The organism is Antarcticibacterium flavum (assembly GCF_006159205.1).
In the GTDB taxonomy this organism is placed as follows: domain Bacteria; phylum Bacteroidota; class Bacteroidia; order Flavobacteriales; family Flavobacteriaceae; genus Gillisia; species Gillisia flava.
This window is the reverse complement of sequence record NZ_CP040812.1, coordinates 2,899,614-2,921,995: the sequence shown is the minus strand read 5'-3', so window position 1 is coordinate 2,921,995 and position 22,382 is coordinate 2,899,614. Positions and strand designations below refer to the sequence as shown.

Annotated in this window: 20 protein-coding genes; 10 read left to right on the top strand and 10 right to left on the bottom strand. The window is 42.2% G+C overall.

The genetic code is table 11. From position 1 onward, the window contains the following. Positions 1 to 64 precede the first annotated feature (64 nt). The gene (locus tag FHG64_RS12625; protein ID WP_139067967.1) at positions 65 to 1,981 is read right to left on the bottom strand and encodes an ATP-binding cassette domain-containing protein; all 1,917 of its coding nucleotides are present in this window, start codon (positions 1,979 to 1,981) and stop codon (positions 65 to 67) included. Between the two features lie 58 nt (positions 1,982 to 2,039). On the opposite strand from FHG64_RS12625, the gene FHG64_RS12620 reads away from it, so the two are divergent. Further along, a complete protein-coding gene (locus FHG64_RS12620) occupies positions 2,040 to 2,426 on the top strand; it encodes a DUF983 domain-containing protein (protein ID WP_139066742.1) in 387 nt (128 codons plus the stop codon). A 36-nt stretch (positions 2,427 to 2,462) separates the two neighbouring features. Here FHG64_RS12620 and FHG64_RS12615 read toward each other — a convergent pair whose 3' ends face one another. The 8 genes from FHG64_RS12615 to FHG64_RS12580 form a co-directional block, all read right to left on the bottom strand. Next, positions 2,463 to 3,503 (bottom strand): NAD(P)/FAD-dependent oxidoreductase, encoded by a 1,041-nt coding sequence (locus tag FHG64_RS12615; RefSeq protein ID WP_139066741.1) that lies wholly within the window; start codon positions 3,501 to 3,503, stop codon positions 2,463 to 2,465. Between the two features lie 63 nt (positions 3,504 to 3,566). Beyond that, positions 3,567 to 4,460, bottom strand: coding sequence for a type IX secretion system ring subunit PorN/GldN (gene porN / locus FHG64_RS12610; protein ID WP_139066740.1), 894 nt, complete (start codon positions 4,458 to 4,460; stop codon positions 3,567 to 3,569). A 12-nt stretch (positions 4,461 to 4,472) separates the two neighbouring features. Beyond that, entirely contained in the window at positions 4,473 to 6,011 is a 1,539-nt protein-coding gene (porM, locus tag FHG64_RS12605; protein WP_139066739.1) for a type IX secretion system motor protein PorM/GldM, read from the bottom strand. Between the two features lie 48 nt (positions 6,012 to 6,059). Continuing rightward, a complete protein-coding gene (gene porL / locus FHG64_RS12600; RefSeq protein WP_139066738.1) occupies positions 6,060 to 6,707 on the bottom strand; it encodes a type IX secretion system motor protein PorL/GldL in 648 nt (215 codons plus the stop codon). Between the two features lie 70 nt (positions 6,708 to 6,777). Further along, a complete protein-coding gene (gene porK, locus FHG64_RS12595) occupies positions 6,778 to 8,139 on the bottom strand; it encodes a T9SS ring complex lipoprotein PorK/GldK (protein ID WP_139066737.1) in 1,362 nt (453 codons plus the stop codon). A gap of 116 nt (positions 8,140 to 8,255) precedes the next feature. Beyond that, a complete protein-coding gene (locus FHG64_RS12590) occupies positions 8,256 to 9,419 on the bottom strand; it encodes a formimidoylglutamase (RefSeq protein WP_139066736.1) in 1,164 nt (387 codons plus the stop codon). Between the two features lie 3 nt (positions 9,420 to 9,422). Next, complete coding sequence (gene topA / locus FHG64_RS12585) at positions 9,423 to 11,960, bottom strand: type I DNA topoisomerase (RefSeq protein WP_139066735.1); 2,538 nt, start codon at positions 11,958 to 11,960, stop codon at positions 9,423 to 9,425. Positions 11,961 to 12,122: 162 nt separating this feature from the next. Continuing rightward, positions 12,123 to 13,349, bottom strand: coding sequence for an LVIVD repeat-containing protein (locus FHG64_RS12580; RefSeq protein ID WP_139066734.1), 1,227 nt, complete (start codon positions 13,347 to 13,349; stop codon positions 12,123 to 12,125). Between the two features lie 134 nt (positions 13,350 to 13,483). Between FHG64_RS12580 and miaB the strand changes: the two genes are divergently transcribed. The 9 genes from miaB to FHG64_RS12535 all read left to right on the top strand — a co-directional run bounded on the left by miaB (position 13,484) and on the right by FHG64_RS12535 (position 21,911). Next, on the top strand, positions 13,484 to 14,926 hold the full coding sequence (gene miaB / locus FHG64_RS12575) for a tRNA (N6-isopentenyl adenosine(37)-C2)-methylthiotransferase MiaB (RefSeq protein WP_139066733.1): 1,443 nt from the start codon (positions 13,484 to 13,486) through the stop codon (positions 14,924 to 14,926). Positions 14,927 to 15,076: 150 nt separating this feature from the next. Then, on the top strand, positions 15,077 to 15,229 hold the full coding sequence (locus FHG64_RS19305; protein ID WP_174760403.1) for a hypothetical protein: 153 nt from the start codon (positions 15,077 to 15,079) through the stop codon (positions 15,227 to 15,229). An 8-nt stretch (positions 15,230 to 15,237) separates the two neighbouring features. Then, complete coding sequence (locus tag FHG64_RS12565; RefSeq protein WP_139066732.1) at positions 15,238 to 16,512, top strand: sigma-54 interaction domain-containing protein; 1,275 nt, start codon at positions 15,238 to 15,240, stop codon at positions 16,510 to 16,512. 29 nt (positions 16,513 to 16,541) lie between these two features. Then, the gene (locus FHG64_RS12560; RefSeq protein WP_139066731.1) at positions 16,542 to 17,045 is read left to right on the top strand and encodes an LptE family protein; all 504 of its coding nucleotides are present in this window, start codon (positions 16,542 to 16,544) and stop codon (positions 17,043 to 17,045) included. Beyond that, positions 17,045 to 17,926, top strand: a complete 882-nt coding sequence (locus tag FHG64_RS12555) for a hypothetical protein (RefSeq protein ID WP_139066730.1) — start codon at positions 17,045 to 17,047, stop codon at positions 17,924 to 17,926. Before FHG64_RS12560 ends, FHG64_RS12555 begins: the two co-directional genes overlap by 1 nt. Further along, a complete protein-coding gene (secG, locus tag FHG64_RS12550) occupies positions 17,923 to 18,270 on the top strand; it encodes a preprotein translocase subunit SecG (protein ID WP_139066729.1) in 348 nt (115 codons plus the stop codon). Before FHG64_RS12555 ends, secG begins: the two co-directional genes overlap by 4 nt. 146 nt (positions 18,271 to 18,416) lie before the next feature. Beyond that, positions 18,417 to 18,692, top strand: coding sequence for a co-chaperone GroES (locus tag FHG64_RS12545; RefSeq protein ID WP_139066728.1), 276 nt, complete (start codon positions 18,417 to 18,419; stop codon positions 18,690 to 18,692). 105 nt (positions 18,693 to 18,797) lie between these two features. Continuing rightward, the gene (groL, locus tag FHG64_RS12540) at positions 18,798 to 20,435 is read left to right on the top strand and encodes a chaperonin GroEL (RefSeq protein ID WP_139066727.1); all 1,638 of its coding nucleotides are present in this window, start codon (positions 18,798 to 18,800) and stop codon (positions 20,433 to 20,435) included. A gap of 171 nt (positions 20,436 to 20,606) precedes the next feature. Further along, positions 20,607 to 21,911, top strand: a complete 1,305-nt coding sequence (locus FHG64_RS12535) for a retropepsin-like aspartic protease (RefSeq protein WP_139066726.1) — start codon at positions 20,607 to 20,609, stop codon at positions 21,909 to 21,911. Between the two features lie 2 nt (positions 21,912 to 21,913). Here FHG64_RS12535 and FHG64_RS12530 read toward each other — a convergent pair whose 3' ends face one another. Continuing rightward, positions 21,914 to 22,372, bottom strand: a complete 459-nt coding sequence (locus tag FHG64_RS12530; RefSeq protein WP_139066725.1) for an SRPBCC domain-containing protein — start codon at positions 22,370 to 22,372, stop codon at positions 21,914 to 21,916. Positions 22,373 to 22,382 lie beyond the last annotated feature (10 nt).

Here is a 22,382-nt window from a genome sequence, read left to right as displayed (position 1 = left end):
GACTGCTGTAAATGTAAAGCGTTTAATCAACAAAGGTTAAAAATGAAACAACCTAAAAAGATCTTTAACTTATCGCCTCCAGTTCTTCCTGTAATAATTCCCAGGATTTCATAAGCTGTTCGAGCTCTTTTTTCTTCTTTTGATAGTTCTCAAGAAAATTTGGTTTTTCCATGGCCTTCTCATAGTTGGCAGCCATTTCTTCATCCTTTGCTTTTAGCTCCTTTTCCAGCTTTCCTATTTTCGCTTCGGTATTACTAAGTTTATTGCTTAGCGATTTTATTTTTTTCTGGTCGTTATATGCCTGTTTACTATTGTTATTGTCGCGAGAATCTTCTTTTTGAACTTTATCCCGTTTTTCAATAGCCCGCATATTCTCTACATTACGCTGTTCCAGGTAAAAATCTATATCTCCCAGATATTCCTTGATACGGTGATTCTTGAATTCATATACCGTACTGGTGAGGTTCTGGAGAAAGTCCCTGTCATGGGAAACCAGGATAAGCGTACCTTCAAAATTCTTAAGTGCCTCTTTTAGTACATTTTTAGATTTAATATCAAGGTGATTGGTAGGCTCATCCATGATAAGTACATTAAAAGGCTGCAGCAAAAGCTTACACAATGCCAGCCGGTTACGCTCCCCTCCTGAAAGTACCTTCACCTTCTTACTCACTTCATCTCCCCTGAATAGGAAAGAACCCAGCATATCCCTTACCCTGCTGCGGGTATTCTCATTTGCCGCATCTATCATAGTATCCAGAACGGTCTTCTCACCATCCAGATATTCTGCCTGATTCTGTGCAAAATAGCCTATTTGTACGTTATGCCCTAATTTCAAATTCCCTGTATGGGGGATCTCGCCAACAATGATCTTTGCCAGGGTAGATTTTCCCTGTCCGTTTTGGCCAACAAAGGCTATCTTGCTGCCGCGTTCGATCAAAAGATCAATATTTTCCAGTACTCGCAGGTCGCCGTATTTCTTTCCAATACTTTCTGCCTCTATCACCACCTTACCCGGTTGAATAGAAATGGGGAACCTCACGTTCATCACTGCATTATCATCCTCATCTACCTCGATCCTGTCAATTTTGTCCAGTTTCTTAATAAGAGATTGGGCCATTGAAGCCTTCGAAGCTTTTGCACGAAATTTCTCAATGAGTTTCTCTGTTTGCTCGATTTGCTTTTCCTGGTTCTTCTGTGATGCCAGTTGTTGCTCCCTTAGCTCCTCCCTGAGTACGAGGTATTGGGAGTAAGGTTTCTTGTAATCATATATCTTCCCCAGGGAGATCTCAATAGTCCTGTTGGTAACATTATCAAGGAACATCTTATCGTGAGATACAATGATAACACAGCCGGGATAGTTATTAAGAAATGATTCCAGCCAGATGATAGATTCTATATCCAGGTGGTTGGTAGGCTCATCCAGGAGCAGGATATCATTGTTCTGCAAAAGGAGCTTTGCAAGTTCAATTCGCATTCTCCATCCCCCGGAAAAGGTATCTGTAACCTTGCCAAAAGTTTCCCTTTCGAAACCAAGGCCCATGAGAACCTTTTCTGTTTCTCCCTGGTAATTATATCCTCCAATGATCTCATATTGATGAGTTAGCTCACTAAGGTCCTGTATGAGTTGGGAATATCCCTCGCTCTCATAATCTGTCCTGGTAGCAAGCTGCTCATTGATGTGGTCTATTTTTTTCTCAATGGCTTTGATTTCGACAAAGGCCTGCTGGGCCTCTTCTATTACAGTACGCCCCTGTACGAAATCGATATCCTGTTTTAAAAACCCAATCTTGAGCTCCTTATCCTTGGCAATCTGGCCCGTATCTGGTTCCTGTTCTCCTGCAAGGATCTTAAGCATAGTCGATTTCCCGGCACCGTTCTTTCCAATAAGCCCTACCCTGTCCCCGGCACCCAGCCTGAAGGTTATTTCATCAAACAAGGTCTCCCCGCCAAATGAGATCGATAAATTATGAATGTTAAGCATTATATTCCTTAAATATTTTTGCAAAGATGCCTATTTTTGTCTTGCTAAAAAAATAGAAATGAGTTTCTTAAAGGGCACCAAGCTATACAGTATTTTTACAGGCACCTGCCCCGTTTGCCAGGAAGAAAGTATGTATAAAGAATCCAATCCCTACAAGATGCACAGGATCTTTGATATGCATGAGCGCTGCTCAAACTGCGGGACAAAATACAAGATGGAACCTTCCTTTTTCTTCGGTGCCATGTATGTGAGCTATGCCCTGGGGGTGGCTTTTGCAGTTGCCGCTTTCATTATTACCTACTTCTTTTTTGGAGGGGGGCTGGTAACTACATTCATAGCCATAACCGCCACTTTAATAATCTTTATGCCGGTTATAATAAGGCTCTCAAGAAATATTTGGATCAACTTTTTCCTGAACTACAAGAAGCAACCTGAACAAAAATAGGAGTGAAAAGAAGGCAAGGCCTTTACCTGGATTAGACTACTTTAAAAACCTAAGGAGACTTGTTTCCTGGTCAAGTGGAGCCCCCTCCTCAAGATGAGCTGCAAGTTCCCTGGCTATACAGGGCGCCATAAGCACTCCCCTGCTTCCAAAGCCGTTACAACAATAGAGTTGCAGGTGCTCAGGATGTTGGCCTACCACAGGTTTCCTGTCCTTTGTCGCAGGGCGTATTCCCGCTACCTGGTCCACAATCTCAAATTCGCAGGTTATCATTGATCGAAGTTTACTTAAAAGGCTCTCCCTGGCCTCCTCTGTTGGTTCTTCTGAAGTATCCTGATTGTTATAGGTAGCTCCCACCTTATAAAGTTCATTCCCCAGCGGCAGAATAAAAACAGAAGATTTCACCGCCACCTGAAGCTTTAACGATGGTGCTTTGATAATAATATATTCCCCTTTGTTACCATAAAGCGGTAAGGAATTGAAAAATGGATTTTTCTTTAGCCCAAAACCTTCACAGAAAACTACCCTCCTCGCTTTATGACTTTTGTAAGCTACCCCATCAGGTAGAAGTTGCAGCTTTTGATATTCAAATCTTTCAGCAAAAAAAACTCCCAATTCATTAAGAAATTGCCAGTACTTCTCCAGGAGAAGGGCAGTATCAATTCTTCCGGTACCAATCACTCTCCCAAAGGAATGCTGTGAAGGTAAACAGGGGTTAAGCTCCTTCTTTAGCCCTGTGTCCAGGAAAGGAGCAAGAGAGCGCTTATCTGCCGCCGTAAACCAGTTATTCTGTTCTTCAATAGAATTAAACTTTCTGTATATAGGCAGTTCCTCCACCAGGTTTACCCCTAGTTTCTCTTCCAGAGCCTTATAAAAGGGAATTGCTGTTTCCATCTGGGCCGCAGCATTCCATGCCAGTGTGAATCTCTTAAGGATCACAGGGTTATAAACCCCTCCCGCTACTGTAGAGGAAGATTGAGAATTATTCTCAAAAACCTTAATTGTTTTACCTCTGCCTGTAAGCTCCTCTGCCAGCGCAATCCCGCTTAAGCCCGCACCTACAATTATATAATCTGTCATATTTCACCAATCAAAAAACGCCCCGGTTTTAGCGGAGCGTTTTATAATATTACGAAAAGGAAATTAATAATTCCACATATCCTGTTCAAAGTTCCTAATCTGTTCCTTGATCCTTTCAGATTCCAGCAAACGCATAAAGGCACTTTCTGTTATATAATCATCAACAGAACGGTCGCCCTGTACATTTTCATCCTTATAGATAACCGCATTAAACCTTCTCGAGTTGAGGAGGTGATCAAAGGTCACTGCCTGCGAATTATTCCCGCCGGTATAGGCCTTGTGCTCAAAAAGTACTTCCCGTGCATCGGGGAACCAAACCCAGAACAATTCTACGGGTGGCATATCTTCATCATCCAGGAAGTTCACATCTGGTGCCATTGGGGCTATCCCAAGAAGCCTGTACTTAAGCTCTGCCTGGCGTTTATCAAAGTACCACATACCGCGAATACGGTATTCAACGATATCTGCTGCAGAGAGGTCCCTGCGGTCAATGAACTGCGGATCAATCTCTTCCCCGGCATTGTACTGTTCGATACCAAGATCTGTAGTATCAACCTTTGAAAGTGCGGCGCTTATGTCCTGAAGGGTTCTTTTTTCGGTAAAATAAGAATCGGCATAAATATTCTTGATCTTCCCACTCCTAATGGCTCCTACAAGAACGTCATACAATGCTCTTCTCCCAGATCCAATATTAATTGTATCTATAGGATAGTACAACGGAAAATTCACCCTTTCATCAAGATCTATAGTCTCCCAAACATTTTTGGACCAAAGAATATCACGGTCCTCCACATAACCATATTGCAATGGCTTAGCCTTTCTTTCCACATTGACTTCAGCATTCGAAACCTGCCCAATTTGATCTGGCGTCTTAGCATTTAAAATATTGCTTTGGCCATAGGATGAAATTGTAAACAATACTCCGAAAAACCCTATCAAGAACTGATTCCACTTCATGGTATTGATTTTTTAATTTGTTAACTCAACAAATACAGGCGACACTTTTTTAAGCATATAACTTGTATTTCCTGTAAGAGATGCTTCTATATCAAATATTTGAACTGTCTCTCCTCTACCTGCTCTTCTCAAAGCAGCTTTTGCGGCTGCATCCAGTTGGCTACCCCTTACCTGAACGGTAGGCTGCCCGGAAACCTGGAATTTAAATCCTGTAACCCTCAATCCAAGTTCAAAGTCAAAGTCTGGAAGAGAAGCACCAACCGTAGATATTTCTAAAGCGTTACGCTGCATTCTTACTGCACCATCCTCTCCACGAACCGTACCAACCGGCCTTGGAATATCTTTGATCCTAAAGGTCTTACTGTCTGAAACGTTTTCCCCTCCAGGAAGTTTACCACTTACGTTAATGGTAACCTCACGAGCCTGCACCGTAGTTACATCCATTACATATTTACCTGCTCCACCGGCAGATGAAAGTCCCGGCGCATTGGCAGAAACATTACCTACTCCCGGAATTGAGATGGTCATTGGGTTCTTAACCCCACGATAAACCACGTTCATCTTATCTGCAGAAATAACAGCAGAATTAGGTTTTGGTATTACAGCGTAAGAACTGGTCACCGGTATACGTACAATGGAATCACCTTCCTTGAATTGTAATTCACCTTTTATTTCCTGTTCCCCAACATTTCCTGCAGGAAAATCAAGCATAACCTGTCCCGCCTGGGTACTACTTACTTCTCTACCATTAATAACCACATTGTCAAACTGTAGCGTGTTATCCACACGACCAAGTACTACTCTACCTTTAAAATTCTCTCCGCTAAAAAACGCAGTTTTGTCCGGTATAACTATAGCCTGATAGTTGGTTAAAGATACTTCACTTTGAAGCTGGCCAGAAAGCATGGCTGAAAGGATCTCATTTTCAGTTTGCTTTACATCGGCCTGCATTTGGGTCATTTTTGTAATAGAAGCGATCAATGGATATCCCTGGTAGTGGTATTCTAACCAAGGCACTTCCCTGCCGTCCCTGTTCTCCACAGGCTCTGTAGAAAATTCATTTTGTACTTTTTGAGCTATCGCAGGAAAATCATCTCCCAGGATATTAGCTACACCTTCACGATAGTTCCTTATTTGAGCAAGGAATTCTTCCCCTTCAGGAGAATTCTTACCACTCACAAAGAATTTTTCATCAAGCTGGTCTGCACGGTCCATGGACTCATAGTCCTGCATATCCTTTTGCTTGGAAGTTAATTCAGCCTTTAACTCTTCTATGTACGCATAGAAGTTTGTTGACAATTCGTCTATTTGCACTGCCTTCTCCTTTAACGGAGCATATTTCGCAGGCTGTTCACTCACCTTCTCATCCAATCCGGCCATAAATGCCGCATTACGTTGAGTGGTAGTTTGATTTGATTCAGTTAATTTTTCATTTAATAATCCAAAGGCGGTAAGTACCTCTTTGGACATGTTCAAAGCAAGCATAGCGATGAAAACCAGATACATTAGGTTAATCATCTTCTGCCTAGGGGATTGTTTTCCAGACGCCATTTAATTTCTTTTAGTTTTTTTACTTTTTAGTCGCTTTAACTAAAGTGATTAAGATCTGCCGTTAACGTTCATTGCAGTTAACATACCTCCATAAACACCATTCAATGAGGAAAGGTTGGCTGCAAGGGACCCCATTTGCTCCTTAAGCTTACCTGCATTCTCTGCAACTTCCTGGTTGATCTCTGCCTGCCTTGAAGAAGACTCCACCTGTACTTTATACAAGTTGTTCAAAGTTTCCATTTGTGCAGCTGCAAGAGTAAGTTCTTCACTGTATTTCTTTTGAGAAGCCATAGCATCTACTGTAGGCGCAATACCTTTGGCAGCTCCTTCAAAATTGCGAATGCTGTTTCCAAGGCTGTCCATAAGGTTAGCATCGATCTTTGCTTCTTTAAGCATTTCATCTAACTTTTTGGATAACGAAGCTTCAGTCTCCTTATTCTCAACAAAAGCAGCTTCTCTTTGACCTGCAGGTCCTCCTGCAAGTTCAGGATATACAAGAGACCAGTCCAATTCATCATCTACCGGTTCAAATGCAGAGATTGCGAATACTATTGCTTCAGTAATAAGACCAATGATAAGCATCTCGTTACCAAAGTTCCAGTGCATGATCTTAAAAAGTGCTCCCAGGATTACAACTGCTGCACCCAGACCATACACCATATTCATTATTTTAACTCGATTCTGTGACTTTGCCATGATTTAAAAAATTAGTTTTTTGATTTTCTTGATAGATAAGGTTATTTATAAATAGTATTAGGGTTCAAATTTATCTTGCAGGTTGGTTCAAAGTAACATCTGTACCAAGATAATCCTGAACAGTCCTGAAACCTATATAACTCCTTGCAGTATCTGAATATTCATAATCCCTGGTGCTCACCTGCAGGAAGTATGCCACGTCCTTCCAGGAACCTCCACGTACAACCTTACGAGGATCTTCTTCATTATTTACCGTAGGGTTCATTGAAGACATATATTCATATGACGCAGGATCGTAAGATGAATGTACCCACTCTGATACGTTTCCTGCCATATTGTACAAATTATAATCATTTGGCTCATATGACTTGGCTTCTACAGTATAAAGAGCCTGATCTGCCGCGTAATCACCTCTTAATGGTTTAAAGTTGGCCATAAAACATCCACGATCATTCTTGGTATAAGGCCCACCCCATGGATAAGTTGCAGATTCCAGCCCGCCTCTTGCGGCATATTCCCACTCGGCCTCTGTTGGCAACCTGTAGGTAGGCACATCGTGGTTACCCCTGCTTCTTCTGTAAGCATTGTGATAAAGGGTTCTCCATTGCGTAAAAGCCTTTGCCTGTTTCCAGGACACACCCACAACAGGATAATCATCAAAAGCAGTATGCCAGAAATAATCATTATGCATTGGTTCGTTATAGGAATAATTAAAATCCTTGATCCAAACTGCTGTATCTGGATACACAGCTACTTCTTCAGTTTTTATAAAATCACTTCTTCTTTGCGCACCGCTTCTTGCGGCTGCCTGGATATCCATCCACTTATATTTAAACCTAAGATGCTTCACATCAATAGTACGTTGCCCGTTGTAAGATTCATCCAGCGGAATGTACATGGTGTCCATCACTCTTGCATATGCTTCATCGGGATAATCCCTGGTATCCCAGATGATATCAACATCCTTATTTAATTTCCTGCCCTGGTAATCCTCAGAGAATTGTGTATAGTTATCATACATATATCTCTCATAAACGCTCATGCTTTCAGGATCTGAGTCCAGGAATGCAAACTCACCTATTCCACCATCTCCCGGGGTTGCTCCCTCGAAATCTGCCTCGATCGCCAGTTTCATTCTCACGATCGAATCCCGTACCCAGTTGGTAAACTGCCGGTATTCCGAATTTGTTATTTCGGTCTCATCCATATAGAAGGTGCGCACAGTCACAGTCTTTGGCGGGGCATTCTTCATATCGGCGATATCATCATCTGCCTTCCCCATTATAAAAGCTCCCCCGGGAATTAATGTCATTCCATATGGTTTCTCCGGATTCCACTTTTTTCCTTGCGCGCCTACAAGTTGCCCCCTGTCGCCCCGGCTACAACTTGCAAGGACTGTAAGAACAGCAATAAGCGAAATAATTTTCTTCATAATTCTTTCAGGTTATGACATAATGGATTTAAGGTGGTAAACCTATCCAATTATTTTATAAAAAACAATAGTTGGGCAAAAATACAGTAATTCATGAAATTGCCTACTCAATAATCTTAAAGTTCATTTTTTCTCTTGGTCTTGTACCAACGCTCTGGAATTACCTGGTTACATGCCTCCAGATAATCTTCATGGTTGCAAGGTAATAACGTATGCCGCTTCAATTTAGTATTGGAATTTGAAATAAATGGTATTTCAATCCACCACCTCCCACTCACCGGACTTTTAAAAAAGACCAGGATCTCATCATCTATAGGTACCTGATATTTTATAAACTCATTTTTTGCAGAAATAGTATTTTCATTCGTGCGATAATTTACACCTTCTATAAAATACCATATCATCTGGGCTATTAGCATATTACCTGCTACAGGATAATTGGCAGCATACTCATATATTCCAAAGGAACTCACTTTATCACTAATCCCGGCATAACGTGCCAGGGCACAAATTTGCTTCCCGTCAAATCCATTGGGCGAGATTTGATAATTCCCCCCTATGGCTGCTGCATTGATCGACCCCAGGTCCAGCCCCACCAAATTGGCATCCCTCATTACAGGTTCCACGGTTTTTACATTGGCTGTGACCTCTCCCAACCTGTAGGCATCAAAGAACAAACGCTCCATCAACTCTATTTCATCCTGGGAATTAAAATAGGTTTGATAGCCAAGATTGGAATAATTGAACAAATTATAAGGCTTGTTAACAATAATTTTGCTTACATACGAGTGGTTGGAGATAGGATTCTCTGCATCGCCAAGATCAAATCGGCTGTCGATATTTACCAGGTTCACCATTTGCTCCCGCCTGTCATACCCCCTGTATTGTGCATATATAAGGTCCTGGCTGCCGCCCAGGATAATTGGTATAACCCCCTGTTTAAGCAGCTCCCCAACAAGGGTTTGAAGTGCGAAATAAGTATCCTCTACGGTTTCTCCTTTTTCGATATCCCCCAGGTCTGCGAGATTTAAATGCCAGTTCCCGGGAAAAAGCCCATAGAAACATCTTCTCACACTGGAAAAATTTAAAAACTCATCCTCTCCTTCTTCTGCAAGGCGGTTTTCCTTCACCCCTACCAGGGCCATTTTGACATCTTCAAGGTCTGGCACCCCACCGGTGGAGGTATGAAATTTAACCATGCCTGCCAGGGTTTGGGGGTTTATAGATGAGATCTCCTGGACCAAATCGTCATCTACAGGGCTTAAATATTCAAAGTCCATCAATTACTTCTTTTTTGAGGTAGTTTTTCTTGAAGTTGTTTTTTTCTTTGCGGCCGTGGTTTTTTTAGCTGCCGTTTTTTTCTTTGCAGGCTTCTTCTTGGATTTTTGCTCGATGATCTCTTTTACCTCATCAAGCGAAAGTTTTGAGGCATCTACAGTCTTTGGCAGTTCTATCTTGGTTTTTCCCTTTAAAATATTAGACCTGCCCCAGCGCGCCTTTTCAACTCTTATCCCTTCATCTTCCCAGTTGTGGATTACCTTTTCACGCTCCTTTTTCTTCTTATCCTCTATCAACTCCTCAATATCGCCATCACTCAGGTTATCGAAGTCGTATTTCTTATTCACATTTATAAAGATGTCATTCCATTTAAGGAAAGGACCAAATCTTCCCACACCTTTTTGAACAGGCTTGCCTTCATACACATAAATAGGAGCATCTGCCTTTTCCTTAGCTTCTATAAGTTCCAGGGCACGGTCCATATCTACGCTCATTGGGTCTTCCCCTTTGTCAAGAGAAACGAATTTTTTTCCGTATTTCACATAAGGGCCAAACCTTCCATTATTCACCTCCACAGGCTCCCCTTCGTATTCCCCTATTTCCTTTGGAAGCTTAAACAAGTCCATCGCTTCCTCGTACGTAATGCTATCCAAAGTTTGGTCTGGCATTAATCCTGCAAAACGCGGTTTTTCATCATCTTCAACAGAGCCAATTTGCACCATTGGCCCAAATTTGCCCAACCTTACACTCACAGGCTTCCCGGTTTCAGGGTCTTCACCCAATATACGCTCCCCTACTTCCCTTTCAGCATTTTTTGCGACATCCAATACCTGGGGGTGGAAATCTGAATAAAAATCGCGCATCATTTTTGTCCACTCCTCATTTCCTTCAGCAATATCGTCAAAGCTCTGTTCCACTTTCGCCGTGAAATTATAATCAAGGATATTAGAGAAATGTGTTACAAGGAAATCATTTACCACCATTCCCACAGCAGTAGGAACAAGTTTTCCTTTGTCGCTGCCAATAGTTTCAGTAAGTTCCTTTGCTACCAGCTTATCGTCCTTAAGCCTCAGCTGCACGTAATTTCGCTCGGTTCCTTCTATGGATCCTTTTTCTATGTAGTTACGGTTTTGAATTGTAGAGATAGTTGGGGCATATGTAGAAGGCCTTCCTATTCCAAGCTCTTCGAGTTTTTTAACCAGGGATGCCTCTGTATAACGATATGGAGGCCTGGTAAACCGCTCTGTAGCGGTAATATAATTGTTCTCCAGTTTTTCGTTGACCTTTAAAGCCGGTAACATTCCTTCCTGCTCTTCTTCTTCCTCATCACTTCCTTCGAGATATACTTTAAGGAATCCGTCAAATTTCAACACCTCCCCGTTTGCGGTGAAATGTTTATCATGTTTATTGGCTTCTATCTTTACGTTGGTACGCTCCAGCTGCGCTTCACTCATTTGCGAGGCGATCGCCCGTTTCCAGATCAATTCATAAAGTCGTTCCTCATCCCTCTCTGCCCTTACGGTGTGGCTTGCGAAATTGGTAGGACGTATAGCCTCGTGCGCTTCCTGTGCACCTTTGGATTTACCTTTAAATTGCCTGGATTTGGCATATTTCTCCCCATAAGCTTTCAGGATTTCCTTCTGGGCTCCTTTTCTGGCATCTTCAGAAAGGTTCACACTATCTGTCCTCATATAAGTAATATGTCCTGCCTCATATAGACGCTGGGCCATGGTCATAGTCTTACTTACTGAAAAATATAATTTCCTGGCCGCCTCCTGCTGTAAAGTGGAAGTGGTGAATGGTGGGGCAGGCGATTTCTTTGCCGGTTTAGTGGAAAGGTCGGCAACTTTAAATGCAGCTCCTATATTTTGCTGAAGAAATTTTTCAGCCTCCTCCCGGGTATCAAAATTCTTCGGAAGTTTTGCCTTAAAGGTTTTCCCCTCTTCATTGGTAAATTCAGCATCTATTCTAAACGAAGCTTCAGCATTAAAATCCTGGATCTCCCTTTCTCTTTCTACTATAAGTCTCACAGAAACAGACTGCACCCTACCGGCTGAAAGTCCTCCCTTTACTTTTCTCCACAGCACAGGTGAGAGCTCATAACCTACAAGCCTGTCCAATACCCGCCTGGCCTGCTGGGCATTTACCAGATTGTAATTTATGCTACGCGGATTGTCGATAGCTTTTAATATGGCCGATTTGGTGATCTCGTGAAAAACGATACGCTTAGTCTTATTCTTATCAAGTTTAAGCTCCTCTGCCAGGTGCCAGGCGATTGCTTCCCCTTCCCGGTCCTCATCACTGGCGAGCCACACCACCTCTGCATCTTTGGAAAGTTTCCTTAGCTTGCTCACCACATCCTTCTTATCCTTATTCACTATATATTTAGGTTGGAAATCCCCCTCTGTATCCACTCCCAATTCCTTGGTAGGAAGATCTGCTATATGCCCAAAGCTGGATGCCACCGTATAGTCTTTACCTAAAAATTTCTCGATGGTTTTTGCCTTGGCAGGAGACTCCACGATCACTAAATTCTTTGCCATAAATCTTTATTTTCTAGTTGCAAAAGTATATCAATTTTTTTTGAACATCACAGGAGCAGCCAATATTAGCGCAAAACAATGGTGTCCCGGGTACCATTTTTCTGGCTTTTCAAAAGCAAAAAAGCCCACCTTTAAGGCGGGCAGGACAATAAATATTAAAATTTAATTAAGATCAAAGGTGCTTATTAAAGTGATCTCATTTGTCTTATAACTGTATTGCCTTAATTTGTTCTCCCCAATCATCATCAAAACACTTTCTCCCGGGATCACATCATAGGCATTCACATCCTGAAAATGATCTGTAAGCACCAGCTCGGGTGAATGCGCAGCGTCATAGATCTTCAAACCTGAAGTACCGTCGCATACAAACAGCCTGTCATCTTTAATTCCCAGGCCGTATGGCCCATCCATTTGATAGATCTTGAGCAGCTTTGGCGCCTGTTTATTTGAAACATCGATCACCTCCAGCTGGTTTTCATTTTGCCCGCATTCATTACCGCCGCGTATGGTAACATAAGCGATGTCATTCTCCACTACCACAGGGTCACATCCCATCACGTGCTGTATACTGGACATAAACTGAGGTGAGGAAGGGTCTTCAAGGCCATAGATATACATTCCCACAGCACTACCCAGGTATAGATATCCTTCCTTATTAAAAATGGTTTCGATTTGCCAGCCCACATATTGGGTATTAAGTTTCACCGGATTGGTGAGGGCACTTATATCAAAAACCTCCAGAGTATTAGTTCCTACCGTATAGAGATAATTTCCTCCAATATTGAAGCGGGCCATGGATCCACCGGTCCCAACATTCGCAGCTTCAGCCGAATTGGCAAATTGATTGCCACGCCACCAGCCAATCTCTCCCACGATTTCTTTCTCCCTTGTCTCAAGGGTATATCCCACAATGATCTCGGTTGCATGATCAAAACCTGCATAGTCAACTCCCTCTGCATCCATAGGGATTGCGGGATGGTGATTTTCGAAAACATCCTCCAGTCGCTCCAGTTGTTTTATATTCTCAAGATCACTAATATCAAAAGTAACCAGGTCCCTACCCGAGTTTGCAAATAAAATGTTGTCTTTTATAGCAATATCTGTATTGGCCGGAATGCTAAGGAATTTTTTCTTAACAGGATTGTACCCGGAGTTATCCAGTACCAACACTCCTTTATTTAGGTCATTTATAAAAATGTAATTGTCATAAGTGTAAATCTTTCCAGATTCCTGCACTTCCACCGGTTCCATGATCTTTACCGAAGCCCTGAAATCTTCAATCGTCATCTTTACCGGTACAGCGACCTGCATTGTTTCCTGTTGTACATCGTCATTATCGCAGGAGCTAAGAAAAAAAGCCATTATACCTGCCAGAATTAATCTTTTCATTGCTAATATGGTTTTAACTAAGTAATAAATGAGGTAGGGAAAATTAAAGATAAAAAAACTTCCTGTCACTTTGTCATAATTTTTCTAAAACCTATCTTTGCAAGCTAAATTAGCGAAAGGCTAAAGGAGGAAATATGGAGAAGATCATAGACGAAAAAATACAGGGAAACACACTGGAACTGGAGCCTAAGAAGGAAAACAGCCGTAAGCTTTTCATTGAAAGCTATGGTTGCCAGATGAACTTTAGCGATAGCGAAGTAGTGGCTTCCATACTTCAAAAAGAAGGCTTTAATACCACCCCCAATCTTGAAGATGCAGACCTGGTACTGGTTAACACCTGTTCCATTCGGGATAAGGCAGAGCAAACTGTAAGAAAACGACTGGAAAAATATAATGCCGTAAAAAAGATAAACCCAAAGATGAAGGTGGGAGTTCTTGGTTGTATGGCAGAGAGGCTTAAAAGCAAATTCCTGGAAGAGGAAAAGATCGTGGACCTTGTGGTTGGGCCAGATGCCTACAAAGACCTTCCAAACCTCATCAACGAGGTGGAAGAAGGCCGTAATGCCGTGAACGTAATTCTTTCCAAAGAGGAAACCTATGCCGACATTTCTCCGGTAAGGCTGCAAAGCAACGGGGTTTCCGCATTTGTATCCATAACCCGTGGCTGTGATAATATGTGTACATTTTGCGTGGTTCCCTTCACAAGGGGCCGTGAACGCAGCAGGGAACCACAAAGCATTCTGGAGGAAGTGAATGACCTGGCTGCAAAAGGCTATAAGGAGATCACACTTCTTGGGCAGAATGTGGACAGTTACCTTTGGTACGGCGGCGGACTCAAAAAAGACTTTAAAAATGCTTCTGAAATCCAGAAAGCTACAGCAACAAATTTCGCGGGCCTTTTAAAAATGGTGGCAGAGGCGCAGCCACATATGAGGATACGTTTCTCAACCTCCAATCCACAGGATATGACCCTGGATGTGATCGAGACCATGGCGGCATTTAAGAATATATGCAACTATATACACCTTCCCGTTCAAAGCGGAAGCAACAGGATCCTGAAGGAGATGAACCGCCTTCATACCCGGGAGGAATATTTTGAGTTGATAGATAACATAAAGAAGATCATTCCAGATTGCGCCATCTCCCAGGATATGATCACAGGTTTCCCTACTGAAACTGAAGAGGATCACCGGGACACTCTTTCTCTTATGGAGTATGTAAAATATGATTACGGATTCATGTTTGCTTATTCTGAAAGACCCGGGACCATGGCCGCCAGAAAACTGGAGGACGATGTACCGGAAGAAGTTAAGAAAAGAAGGCTTGCTGAAGTTGTTGCCTTACAAAGGGAGCACAGTCTTTACAGAACTCAGCAATTTCTTGGAAAAACAGTGGAAGTTTTAATTGAGAAAGAATCTAAGAAATCTCCCCTGGAATGGAGTGGCCGAACAGAACAAAACACTGTAGCCGTTTTCCCAAAAGAAAACTACAAAGTAGGCGATTTTGTAATGGTGGAGATCACAGATTGTACGAGTGCGACTTTGAAAGGGAAAGCTGTCGGGTTTAGTAGTGAGTAGTTAGTAGTGAGAATTGAGTTTTGAGAAAAACAAGGAGACGGGTGTTGGAGTTATGAGTTAGGAGTTAGGAGTTAGGAGTTAGGAGTTATGATATAAATAATCATTCGTGCATTCGTGGCTAAACCTCTTTAACAAACATAAAAATCAAATTTGGAATTTGGAATTTGGAATTTGGAATTTGGAATTTGGAATTTGGAATTTGGAATTTGGAATTTGGAATTTGGAATTTGGAATTTAAGTTTCAGAATTAAAATGAAGAAAGAAAAAAATAATAATATAATTAATACCCCCTTCGGGGGCTAGGGGGCTTTATGGAATCAGTTCAGGCAATAAAACAGCGGTTTGAGATCATTGGGAATGACCCAAAGCTTAACCGCGCAGTAGAAAAAGCTATACAGGTTGCACCCACAGATATTTCTGTTCTGGTGACCGGTGAGAGTGGTGTTGGTAAGGAAAGTATCCCAAAGATCATTCACGCGCTCTCCCACAGAAAGCACGGGAAGTATATCGCGGTAAACTGCGGTGCGATCCCGGAGGGTACCATAGACAGTGAACTTTTTGGTCACGAAAAAGGTGCTTTTACAGGAGCAACTGCAACGCGAAGTGGATATTTCGAGGTGGCAGATGGGGGCACGATCTTCCTGGATGAAGTAGGAGAACTTCCCCTCACCACCCAGGTAAGGCTTCTAAGGGTCCTGGAAAACGGCGAATTTATAAAGGTAGGATCTTCCAAAGTGCAAAAGACAAATGTGCGCATTGTAGCAGCTACTAATCTTAATATGTTCGATGCCATCAAAAAAGATAAATTCAGGGAAGACCTTTATTACAGGTTAAGCACCGTAGAGATCAATCTACCTCCTTTAAGGGAAAGAAAGGAAGATATCCACCTGCTATTCAGGAAATTTGCAGCAGATTTTGCCCTTAAATATAAAATGCCGACTATTAGACTTGAAGATGATGCAGTGGAACTTCTTCAAAAGTACAGATGGGGAGGGAACATTCGCCAGCTTCGCAATGTGGCAGAACAAATTTCGGTCCTGGAGCAGGAGAGAAATATTGATGCAGGGGAGTTACGGCATTATCTTCCCGATATTGGCAGCAATCTTCCCGCGGTAATTTCAGACAAGAAAAAGGAAGGTGATTTTAGCAATGAACGGGAGATCCTTTATAAGGTATTGTTCGACATGAAAAGCGACCTCAACGACCTTAAAAAACTCACCATGGAGCTCATGGAAAGCGGCAATTACCAGAAGGTACAGGAGGAGCACGAGGGGCTTATCGATAAGATATACGGCAATGGAGACTCGGATGAGGATATCGAGGATATCAAAGAAGAGAATCTTGAAGTACTGCAAATTGCACAAAAATCCAGGGATAGGGAACGCGAAAGGGAAAAGGAACTTGAGGATAAATATTATTTTGCTGAAGAGATCGAGGAAGAAGAAACCCTGTCCCTGCAGGATAAAGAGTTGGAACTCATCAAAAAATCCCTGGAACGCCACAATGGAAAACGCAAAAATGCTGCAGAAGAGCTGGGAATTAGTGAGCGAACCCTGTATAGAAAAATAAAACAATATAATTTATAACCCGTTTTGCGCCCCAAAGGATCATTTTAATGAAGAACCTAACATACATATTGATTTCTGTATTCCTGCTCACATTCCAGTCCTGCGGAATGTATTCTTTCACCGGGGCCGATACAGGTGGTGCATCCACTTTCCAGGTAAATTTCTTTGAGAATGCGGCAGATATTGTGGAACCGGGAATTGACCGGGATTTCACGAACCGCCTGCAGGACCTCATCCAGAACCAAACCAATCTCAGCCTTACAAACTCAGGTGGGGACCTTGTATATGAAGGAGAGATCGTAGATTTCTACGAAGCTCCCATGACCGCAACATCAGATAATCGTGCGGCTCAAAACAGGCTAACCATAACCGTGCAGGTTCGTTTTTTCAACAGCCTGGAGCCAAACAATGATTTTGACAGGAGATTTTCCTTCTATTATGATTATCCCGCCGGGGCGCAGCTGCGTGGGGCAGTGCTGGATACCGCCCTTGATGAGATCTTTAACAGGATCACCCAGGATATTTTTAACGCTTCCCTTACAAACTGGTAATGAATCAAGAGGAACTAATTCAAATACTTGAGAACCCGGCAGCTGTAACTTCACAGCAAACCGGGGAATTGGAAAAGATCCTCGAGAAACACCCTTATTTCCAGGCAGCAAGAGCAGTGTTTTTAAAAGGCTTATATGCTGAAAAAAGCTTTAGTTATAACCACGAGCTTAAAAAGACAGCTGCTTATACTACAGACAGGAGTGTACTTTTTGATTTTATAACTTCAGAAGCATTTAACCAGGACAGGATAGCGCGACAAATAAAATTGCAGGAAGAGCAGCTTCGAAATATTACTGTTTTTGAAGCCCAGGAGGTTTTTGGCCATAAAAGCATTGCAATTGACGAGGCCATAAAAATGAAAAAGACAGAAAGCGACCGGGTCCTGGACCCCAATCTTTTTGAAAGGCCTGCACCTACCCCCTCCCCTCAACCTATAGAAGACAGGCTGTCCCCGGAGCATTCACAAGCAAAGGAAAGCCCGGAACCGGGAAGTCCGCTGGAATTCGACGCAAGCGAGGCACACTCATTTTCTGAATGGCTTCGTCTTACCAGGGCAAAACCGGTTGAAAGAGAGGATGAGGAAACAAACAAATCCAGGGAACGAAAATTTGAGCTTATTGATGATTTTATTTCCAAAAGCCCGCGTATAACACCCACCAAACCGGCAGCAACCACCAACCTCGCCAAAGACAGCATCACCCCTCCGGAAGCCTTGATGACAGAGACTTTAGCAAGGGTTTATATGGAGCAGAAAAATTATAAAAAAGCCATACAGGCATATAAAATTTTAATTTTGAAAAATCCCGAAAAAAGTGGTTTCTTTGCAGACCAAATTCGGGCAATAAAGAAATTACAGGATAATAATACAGGTAAAGAATGAGCACTTTCACTATTTTTTTAGCATTGATAATCATCGTAGCATTTTTGCTCGTGGTAGTAATTATGGTACAAAATCCTAAGGGAGGCGGCCTTTCTTCTTCATTTGGAGGAGGCGGTGGTGCGCAACTTGGAGGAGTAAAGAAAACAACAGACTTTCTTGATAAGAGTACCTGGACATTGGCTACCTTATTATTAGTATTGATCCTGCTTTCCAATGTGACCATTCTTGATGGAACCGGTACAGGGGAATCAAGGGTAATCAATGGGCAACAGGAAGTGGAAACCAATATTCCTGCTCCAGTGCAGGCGCCGGTAGAAAATCCTGAGGAACAAGGGACAAACTAACCGCCAATAAAGACATTACAGGATGCCAGCTTATGACAAGCTGGCATTTTTTTTTGCCTAATGTCAGTTAAAACCAGATGGCACAATTTTGGTCAATTATAGCACACATACAATTAAATTTAATTAACTAAAAATACATTACACAAATGGCTTTAAACATTAAACCTCTTTCAGACAGGGTTGTTATTGAACCTGCAGCCGCCGAGACTAAGACAGCCTCCGGTATTTATATTCCAGAAACTGCAAAGGAAAAACCTCAAAAAGGAACCGTAGTTGCCGTTGGTAAAGGAAATAAGGATCACGATATGACCGTAAAGGTTGGTGATGAAGTACTTTATGGGAAATACGCCGGTACAGAACTTAAACTGGAAGGAAAGGATTATTTGATCATGCGGGAAGACGATATCCTTGCAATTGTGTAAATTCTCTCCTGCCTCTTTCCTGAGGCAGCTTTTTAACTAGCAAAAAATTAAAGATTAACAACCATTCCACAGCTCTTTGAGCGGGAATAAAAACAGAATAACAAAATGGCAAAAGATATTAAATACAATCTTGAAGCCCGTGATGGAATTAAGCGCGGGGTAGATGCATTGGCAAATGCAGTAAAAGTAACTTTAGGACCTAAGGGCCGTAACGTGATCATAAGCAAATCTTTTGGAGCACCTACAGTAACCAAGGATGGGGTTAGTGTTGCAAAGGAAATCGAACTTGAAGATGCACTTGAGAACATGGGAGCTCAAATGGTAAAGGAAGTAGCTTCCAAAACCAACGACCTTGCAGGTGATGGTACTACCACCGCCACAGTTCTTGCCCAGGCTATCGTAAAAGAAGGTTTGAAGAACGTTGCTGCCGGTGCAAACCCAATGGACCTTAAGAGGGGAATTGATAAGGCTGTGCAGGCAATCACAGACAACCTATCTGAGCAAACAAAAGAAGTAGGAAACTCTTCAGAAAAAATAAAGCAGGTAGCTTCTATCTCTGCCAACAATGACGATCATATTGGGGAACTTATCGCCCAGGCTTTTGACAAAGTTGGAAAAGACGGTGTTATCACTGTTGAAGAAGCAAAAGGAACCGAAACTCACGTTGATGTAGTTGAGGGAATGCAGTTTGACCGCGGATACCTTTCTCCTTACTTTGTAACCAATAGTGAGAAAATGACTTCAGATCTTGAAGACCCATATATTCTTCTATACGACAAGAAGATCTCTTCTATGAAAGACCTTCTTCCTGTTCTTGAGCCGGTGGCACAAAGCGGAAAACCATTATTGATCATTGCAGAGGATGTTGACGGGGAAGCTCTTGCAACCCTTGTAGTAAACAAACTTCGTGGATCACTTAAGATCGCAGCTGTTAAAGCTCCTGGATTTGGTGACCGTAGAAAAGCAATGCTTGAGGATATCGCAATCCTTACAGGAGGTACCGTTATTTCTGAAGAAAGAGGTTTCTCTCTTGAGAACGCTACCATAGATATGCTTGGTACTGCAGAGAAAGTTGCCATAGACAAGGATAACACCACTGTAGTAAACGGTGCCGGTGATCAAAACGCTATTAAAGAACGTGTGAACCAGATCAAAGCTCAAATCGAGTCTACAACATCAGACTATGATAAAGAAAAACTACAGGAGCGTCTTGCAAAACTTTCTGGTGGGGTTGCCGTACTTTATGTAGGTGCAGCTTCAGAAGTTGAGATGAAAGAGAAGAAGGACCGTGTGGACGATGCGTTGAACGCTACCCGTGCAGCAATTGAAGAAGGTATTGTTGCCGGTGGTGGTGTTGCATTCGTGCGTGCTAAGAAAGCCTTAGAAAATCTTAAAGGTGAGAATCCTGATGAGAACACAGGGATCCAGATTGTGAACAAGGCGATCGAAGCTCCATTGCGTACCATTGTTGAAAACGCCGGTGGTGAAGGTTCTGTTGTGATCAACAAAGTATTGGAAGGTAAGGATAACTACGGTTATGATGCCAAAACAAATACTTTCGTAGACATGATGACTGCGGGGATTATAGATCCTAAGAAAGTAACAAGAATTGCTCTTGAGAACGCAGCTTCTGTTTCCGGAATGATCCTTACTACAGAGTGTGCACTTGTTGACATCAAAGAAGAAAGCGCCGGTGGCGGTATGCCAGGCGGAATGGGCGGTGGAATGCCCGGAATGATGTAGTAAAAAAGACGTTAGATTCCAGACGCTAGATTCTAGACTTTTTATAAACCCCACTTCCTTGCGGAAGTGGGGTTTTCATTTATATGCATATCTAACCTAAAGGTTCAATTATCTTTTCTAATTTTACCAGGCTTCAAACTCCCGGAAAGTTGGAAGTTACATTTCAGGTTTATGAAAAAACATTTTGCCCTTCTGGCTACGCTGTTGCTTCTTCTGGTTTTATTTAGTCATTCCTGCAAATCCCTCTCTTCGGGTAACACAGAGGAGGAACAATTGGTTGCAAGAATCGATTCCCTGATAAAACAAAAGAATTATTTCGCTGCCAGGGACTTTTACAAGGAGCATTACGAGCAACTTTCAGATCTTTCCCGGCAAAAAACAGGAGTATTCCTGGATCATGCTTTTAACAGGTCAAGACTTTCAGCTGAAAAAGCTGAAAATTTACTCTTGCGTTTTGAAGATGAGTTGACAGATTCAGCAAAATACAGGATCGAAGCGCTTGCCCACATCAATTATTCCAGGGAATATAAATATCAAAAAGCTTTTAATTCCTTAGAAAGATTACTGCAGGATTACGTCCACTACATGACCGAAGCCGAAAAAAAGAATAATGAAAATACTCTCCTTATCTGGAAAGCCTTGCAGGGGCAGCCAAAACAGAAAATCCGGATAACTCAAACCCTAAATGTACCCATCATAAGAGATAAAGCCGGTTTGCAAAACCTGCTGGTCTCTTCTGGAAACACAACTAAAAACTTCATTTTTGATACGGGGGCGAACCTTTCCACCATAACAGCCACGACTGCTGAAGAATTTGGGGTGAAATTACTGCAGGGGAGTTTTGAGGTAAATTCAATTACCGGGGAGAAGATCCTGTCTCGCATGGGTATAGCTCCTGAAATACGACTGGGCCCTGTAATTATTGAAAATGCCTTATTCCTGGTATTTCCAGATGATGCCCTGGCATTCCCTCAAATTGATTTTCAGATCAATGGAATTTTAGGTTTTCCGGTCCTGGAAGCATTAGGTGAAATCCAGATCACCCGGGATGACAGGTTAGTAGTCCCGCTGCAGCAAACAATTGCCATGGAGCAGAACCTCGCACTGGATTTTCTTACTCCGCTGTTATACCTGGAAAACAAAAGAGGAAAAGGAGTTTACACTTTTGACACGGGAGCAAATAAAACTATGCTGTATAACATTTACCTTCTGCAGCACCAGGCGGAATACGATGGGACTGCACCCGATGTTGATTACACCTTTGGGGGTGCAGGGGGCACTACTAGCAAAAAAGGATTTTACACCACTTTTATCCCTGTCATCAATGGAAAATCTGTCGCTATTGATTCAGTTATTGTGCTGAAAGAGCCGGTGACAGATACCAACCTCTTTTATGGTAACCTGGGACAGGACCTCATTCAAAAATTTGACAAAATGATCATCAATTTTGACCAGATGTTCCTGAAGTTTGAATAGGTTTACATTTCCCCCCGCCGAAATTCGAAGGCTCCTTTTCTAAGGTTGATGTCATATTCCAGGTATGCTTTTAAACAGGCAAGGAAATTTGCCCAGCCTTCGGTATTTCCACCATACCAGGTAATTCCAGCAGCATCTGCCGGCAATTTACCCTCAGTTACCTTTACTACAGTACTGCTATCTGGCATTTCAGTGAGACTTATCTTCACTTTTAACTTCTTCCCCTTTGCACCTTCCCATACGAATGAAATAAGTTCATTGGGAATAACCTTAGTTACCTCTATAAGTACATCCCCTTCAAATTCCGGAAATTTCCAGGTGACAGAGGTACCTTCAACCAAATTGCCTGTACTTTCAGCAATAAAATAATTGGACATTTTATTGGGGTCTACAATTGCTTCATAAACCTCATTTGCCTTCTTGGATATTTGTAATCCCGTATTTATTTCCAGCTGTTCCATAATCATAGTT

Coding starts and splice junctions, on each gene's coding strand:
- FHG64_RS12625 (WP_139067967.1), bottom strand. CDS start 1,981: ATGCTTAACATTCATAATTTATCGATCTCATTTGGCGGGGAGACCTTG.
- FHG64_RS12620 (WP_139066742.1), top strand. CDS start 2,040: ATGAGTTTCTTAAAGGGCACCAAGCTATACAGTATTTTTACAGGCACC.
- FHG64_RS12615 (WP_139066741.1), bottom strand. CDS start 3,503: ATGACAGATTATATAATTGTAGGTGCGGGCTTAAGCGGGATTGCGCTG.
- porN (WP_139066740.1), bottom strand. CDS start 4,460: ATGAAGTGGAATCAGTTCTTGATAGGGTTTTTCGGAGTATTGTTTACA.
- porM (WP_139066739.1), bottom strand. CDS start 6,011: ATGGCGTCTGGAAAACAATCCCCTAGGCAGAAGATGATTAACCTAATG.
- porL (WP_139066738.1), bottom strand. CDS start 6,707: ATGGCAAAGTCACAGAATCGAGTTAAAATAATGAATATGGTGTATGGT.
- porK (WP_139066737.1), bottom strand. CDS start 8,139: ATGAAGAAAATTATTTCGCTTATTGCTGTTCTTACAGTCCTTGCAAGT.
- FHG64_RS12590 (WP_139066736.1), bottom strand. CDS start 9,419: ATGGACTTTGAATATTTAAGCCCTGTAGATGACGATTTGGTCCAGGAG.
- topA (WP_139066735.1), bottom strand. CDS start 11,960: ATGGCAAAGAATTTAGTGATCGTGGAGTCTCCTGCCAAGGCAAAAACC.
- FHG64_RS12580 (WP_139066734.1), bottom strand. CDS start 13,349: ATGAAAAGATTAATTCTGGCAGGTATAATGGCTTTTTTTCTTAGCTCC.
- miaB (WP_139066733.1), top strand. CDS start 13,484: ATGGAGAAGATCATAGACGAAAAAATACAGGGAAACACACTGGAACTG.
- FHG64_RS12565 (WP_139066732.1), top strand. CDS start 15,238: ATGGAATCAGTTCAGGCAATAAAACAGCGGTTTGAGATCATTGGGAAT.
- FHG64_RS12560 (WP_139066731.1), top strand. CDS start 16,542: ATGAAGAACCTAACATACATATTGATTTCTGTATTCCTGCTCACATTC.
- FHG64_RS12555 (WP_139066730.1), top strand. CDS start 17,045: ATGAATCAAGAGGAACTAATTCAAATACTTGAGAACCCGGCAGCTGTA.
- secG (WP_139066729.1), top strand. CDS start 17,923: ATGAGCACTTTCACTATTTTTTTAGCATTGATAATCATCGTAGCATTT.
- FHG64_RS12545 (WP_139066728.1), top strand. CDS start 18,417: ATGGCTTTAAACATTAAACCTCTTTCAGACAGGGTTGTTATTGAACCT.
- groL (WP_139066727.1), top strand. CDS start 18,798: ATGGCAAAAGATATTAAATACAATCTTGAAGCCCGTGATGGAATTAAG.
- FHG64_RS12535 (WP_139066726.1), top strand. CDS start 20,607: ATGAAAAAACATTTTGCCCTTCTGGCTACGCTGTTGCTTCTTCTGGTT.
- FHG64_RS12530 (WP_139066725.1), bottom strand. CDS start 22,372: ATGGAACAGCTGGAAATAAATACGGGATTACAAATATCCAAGAAGGCA.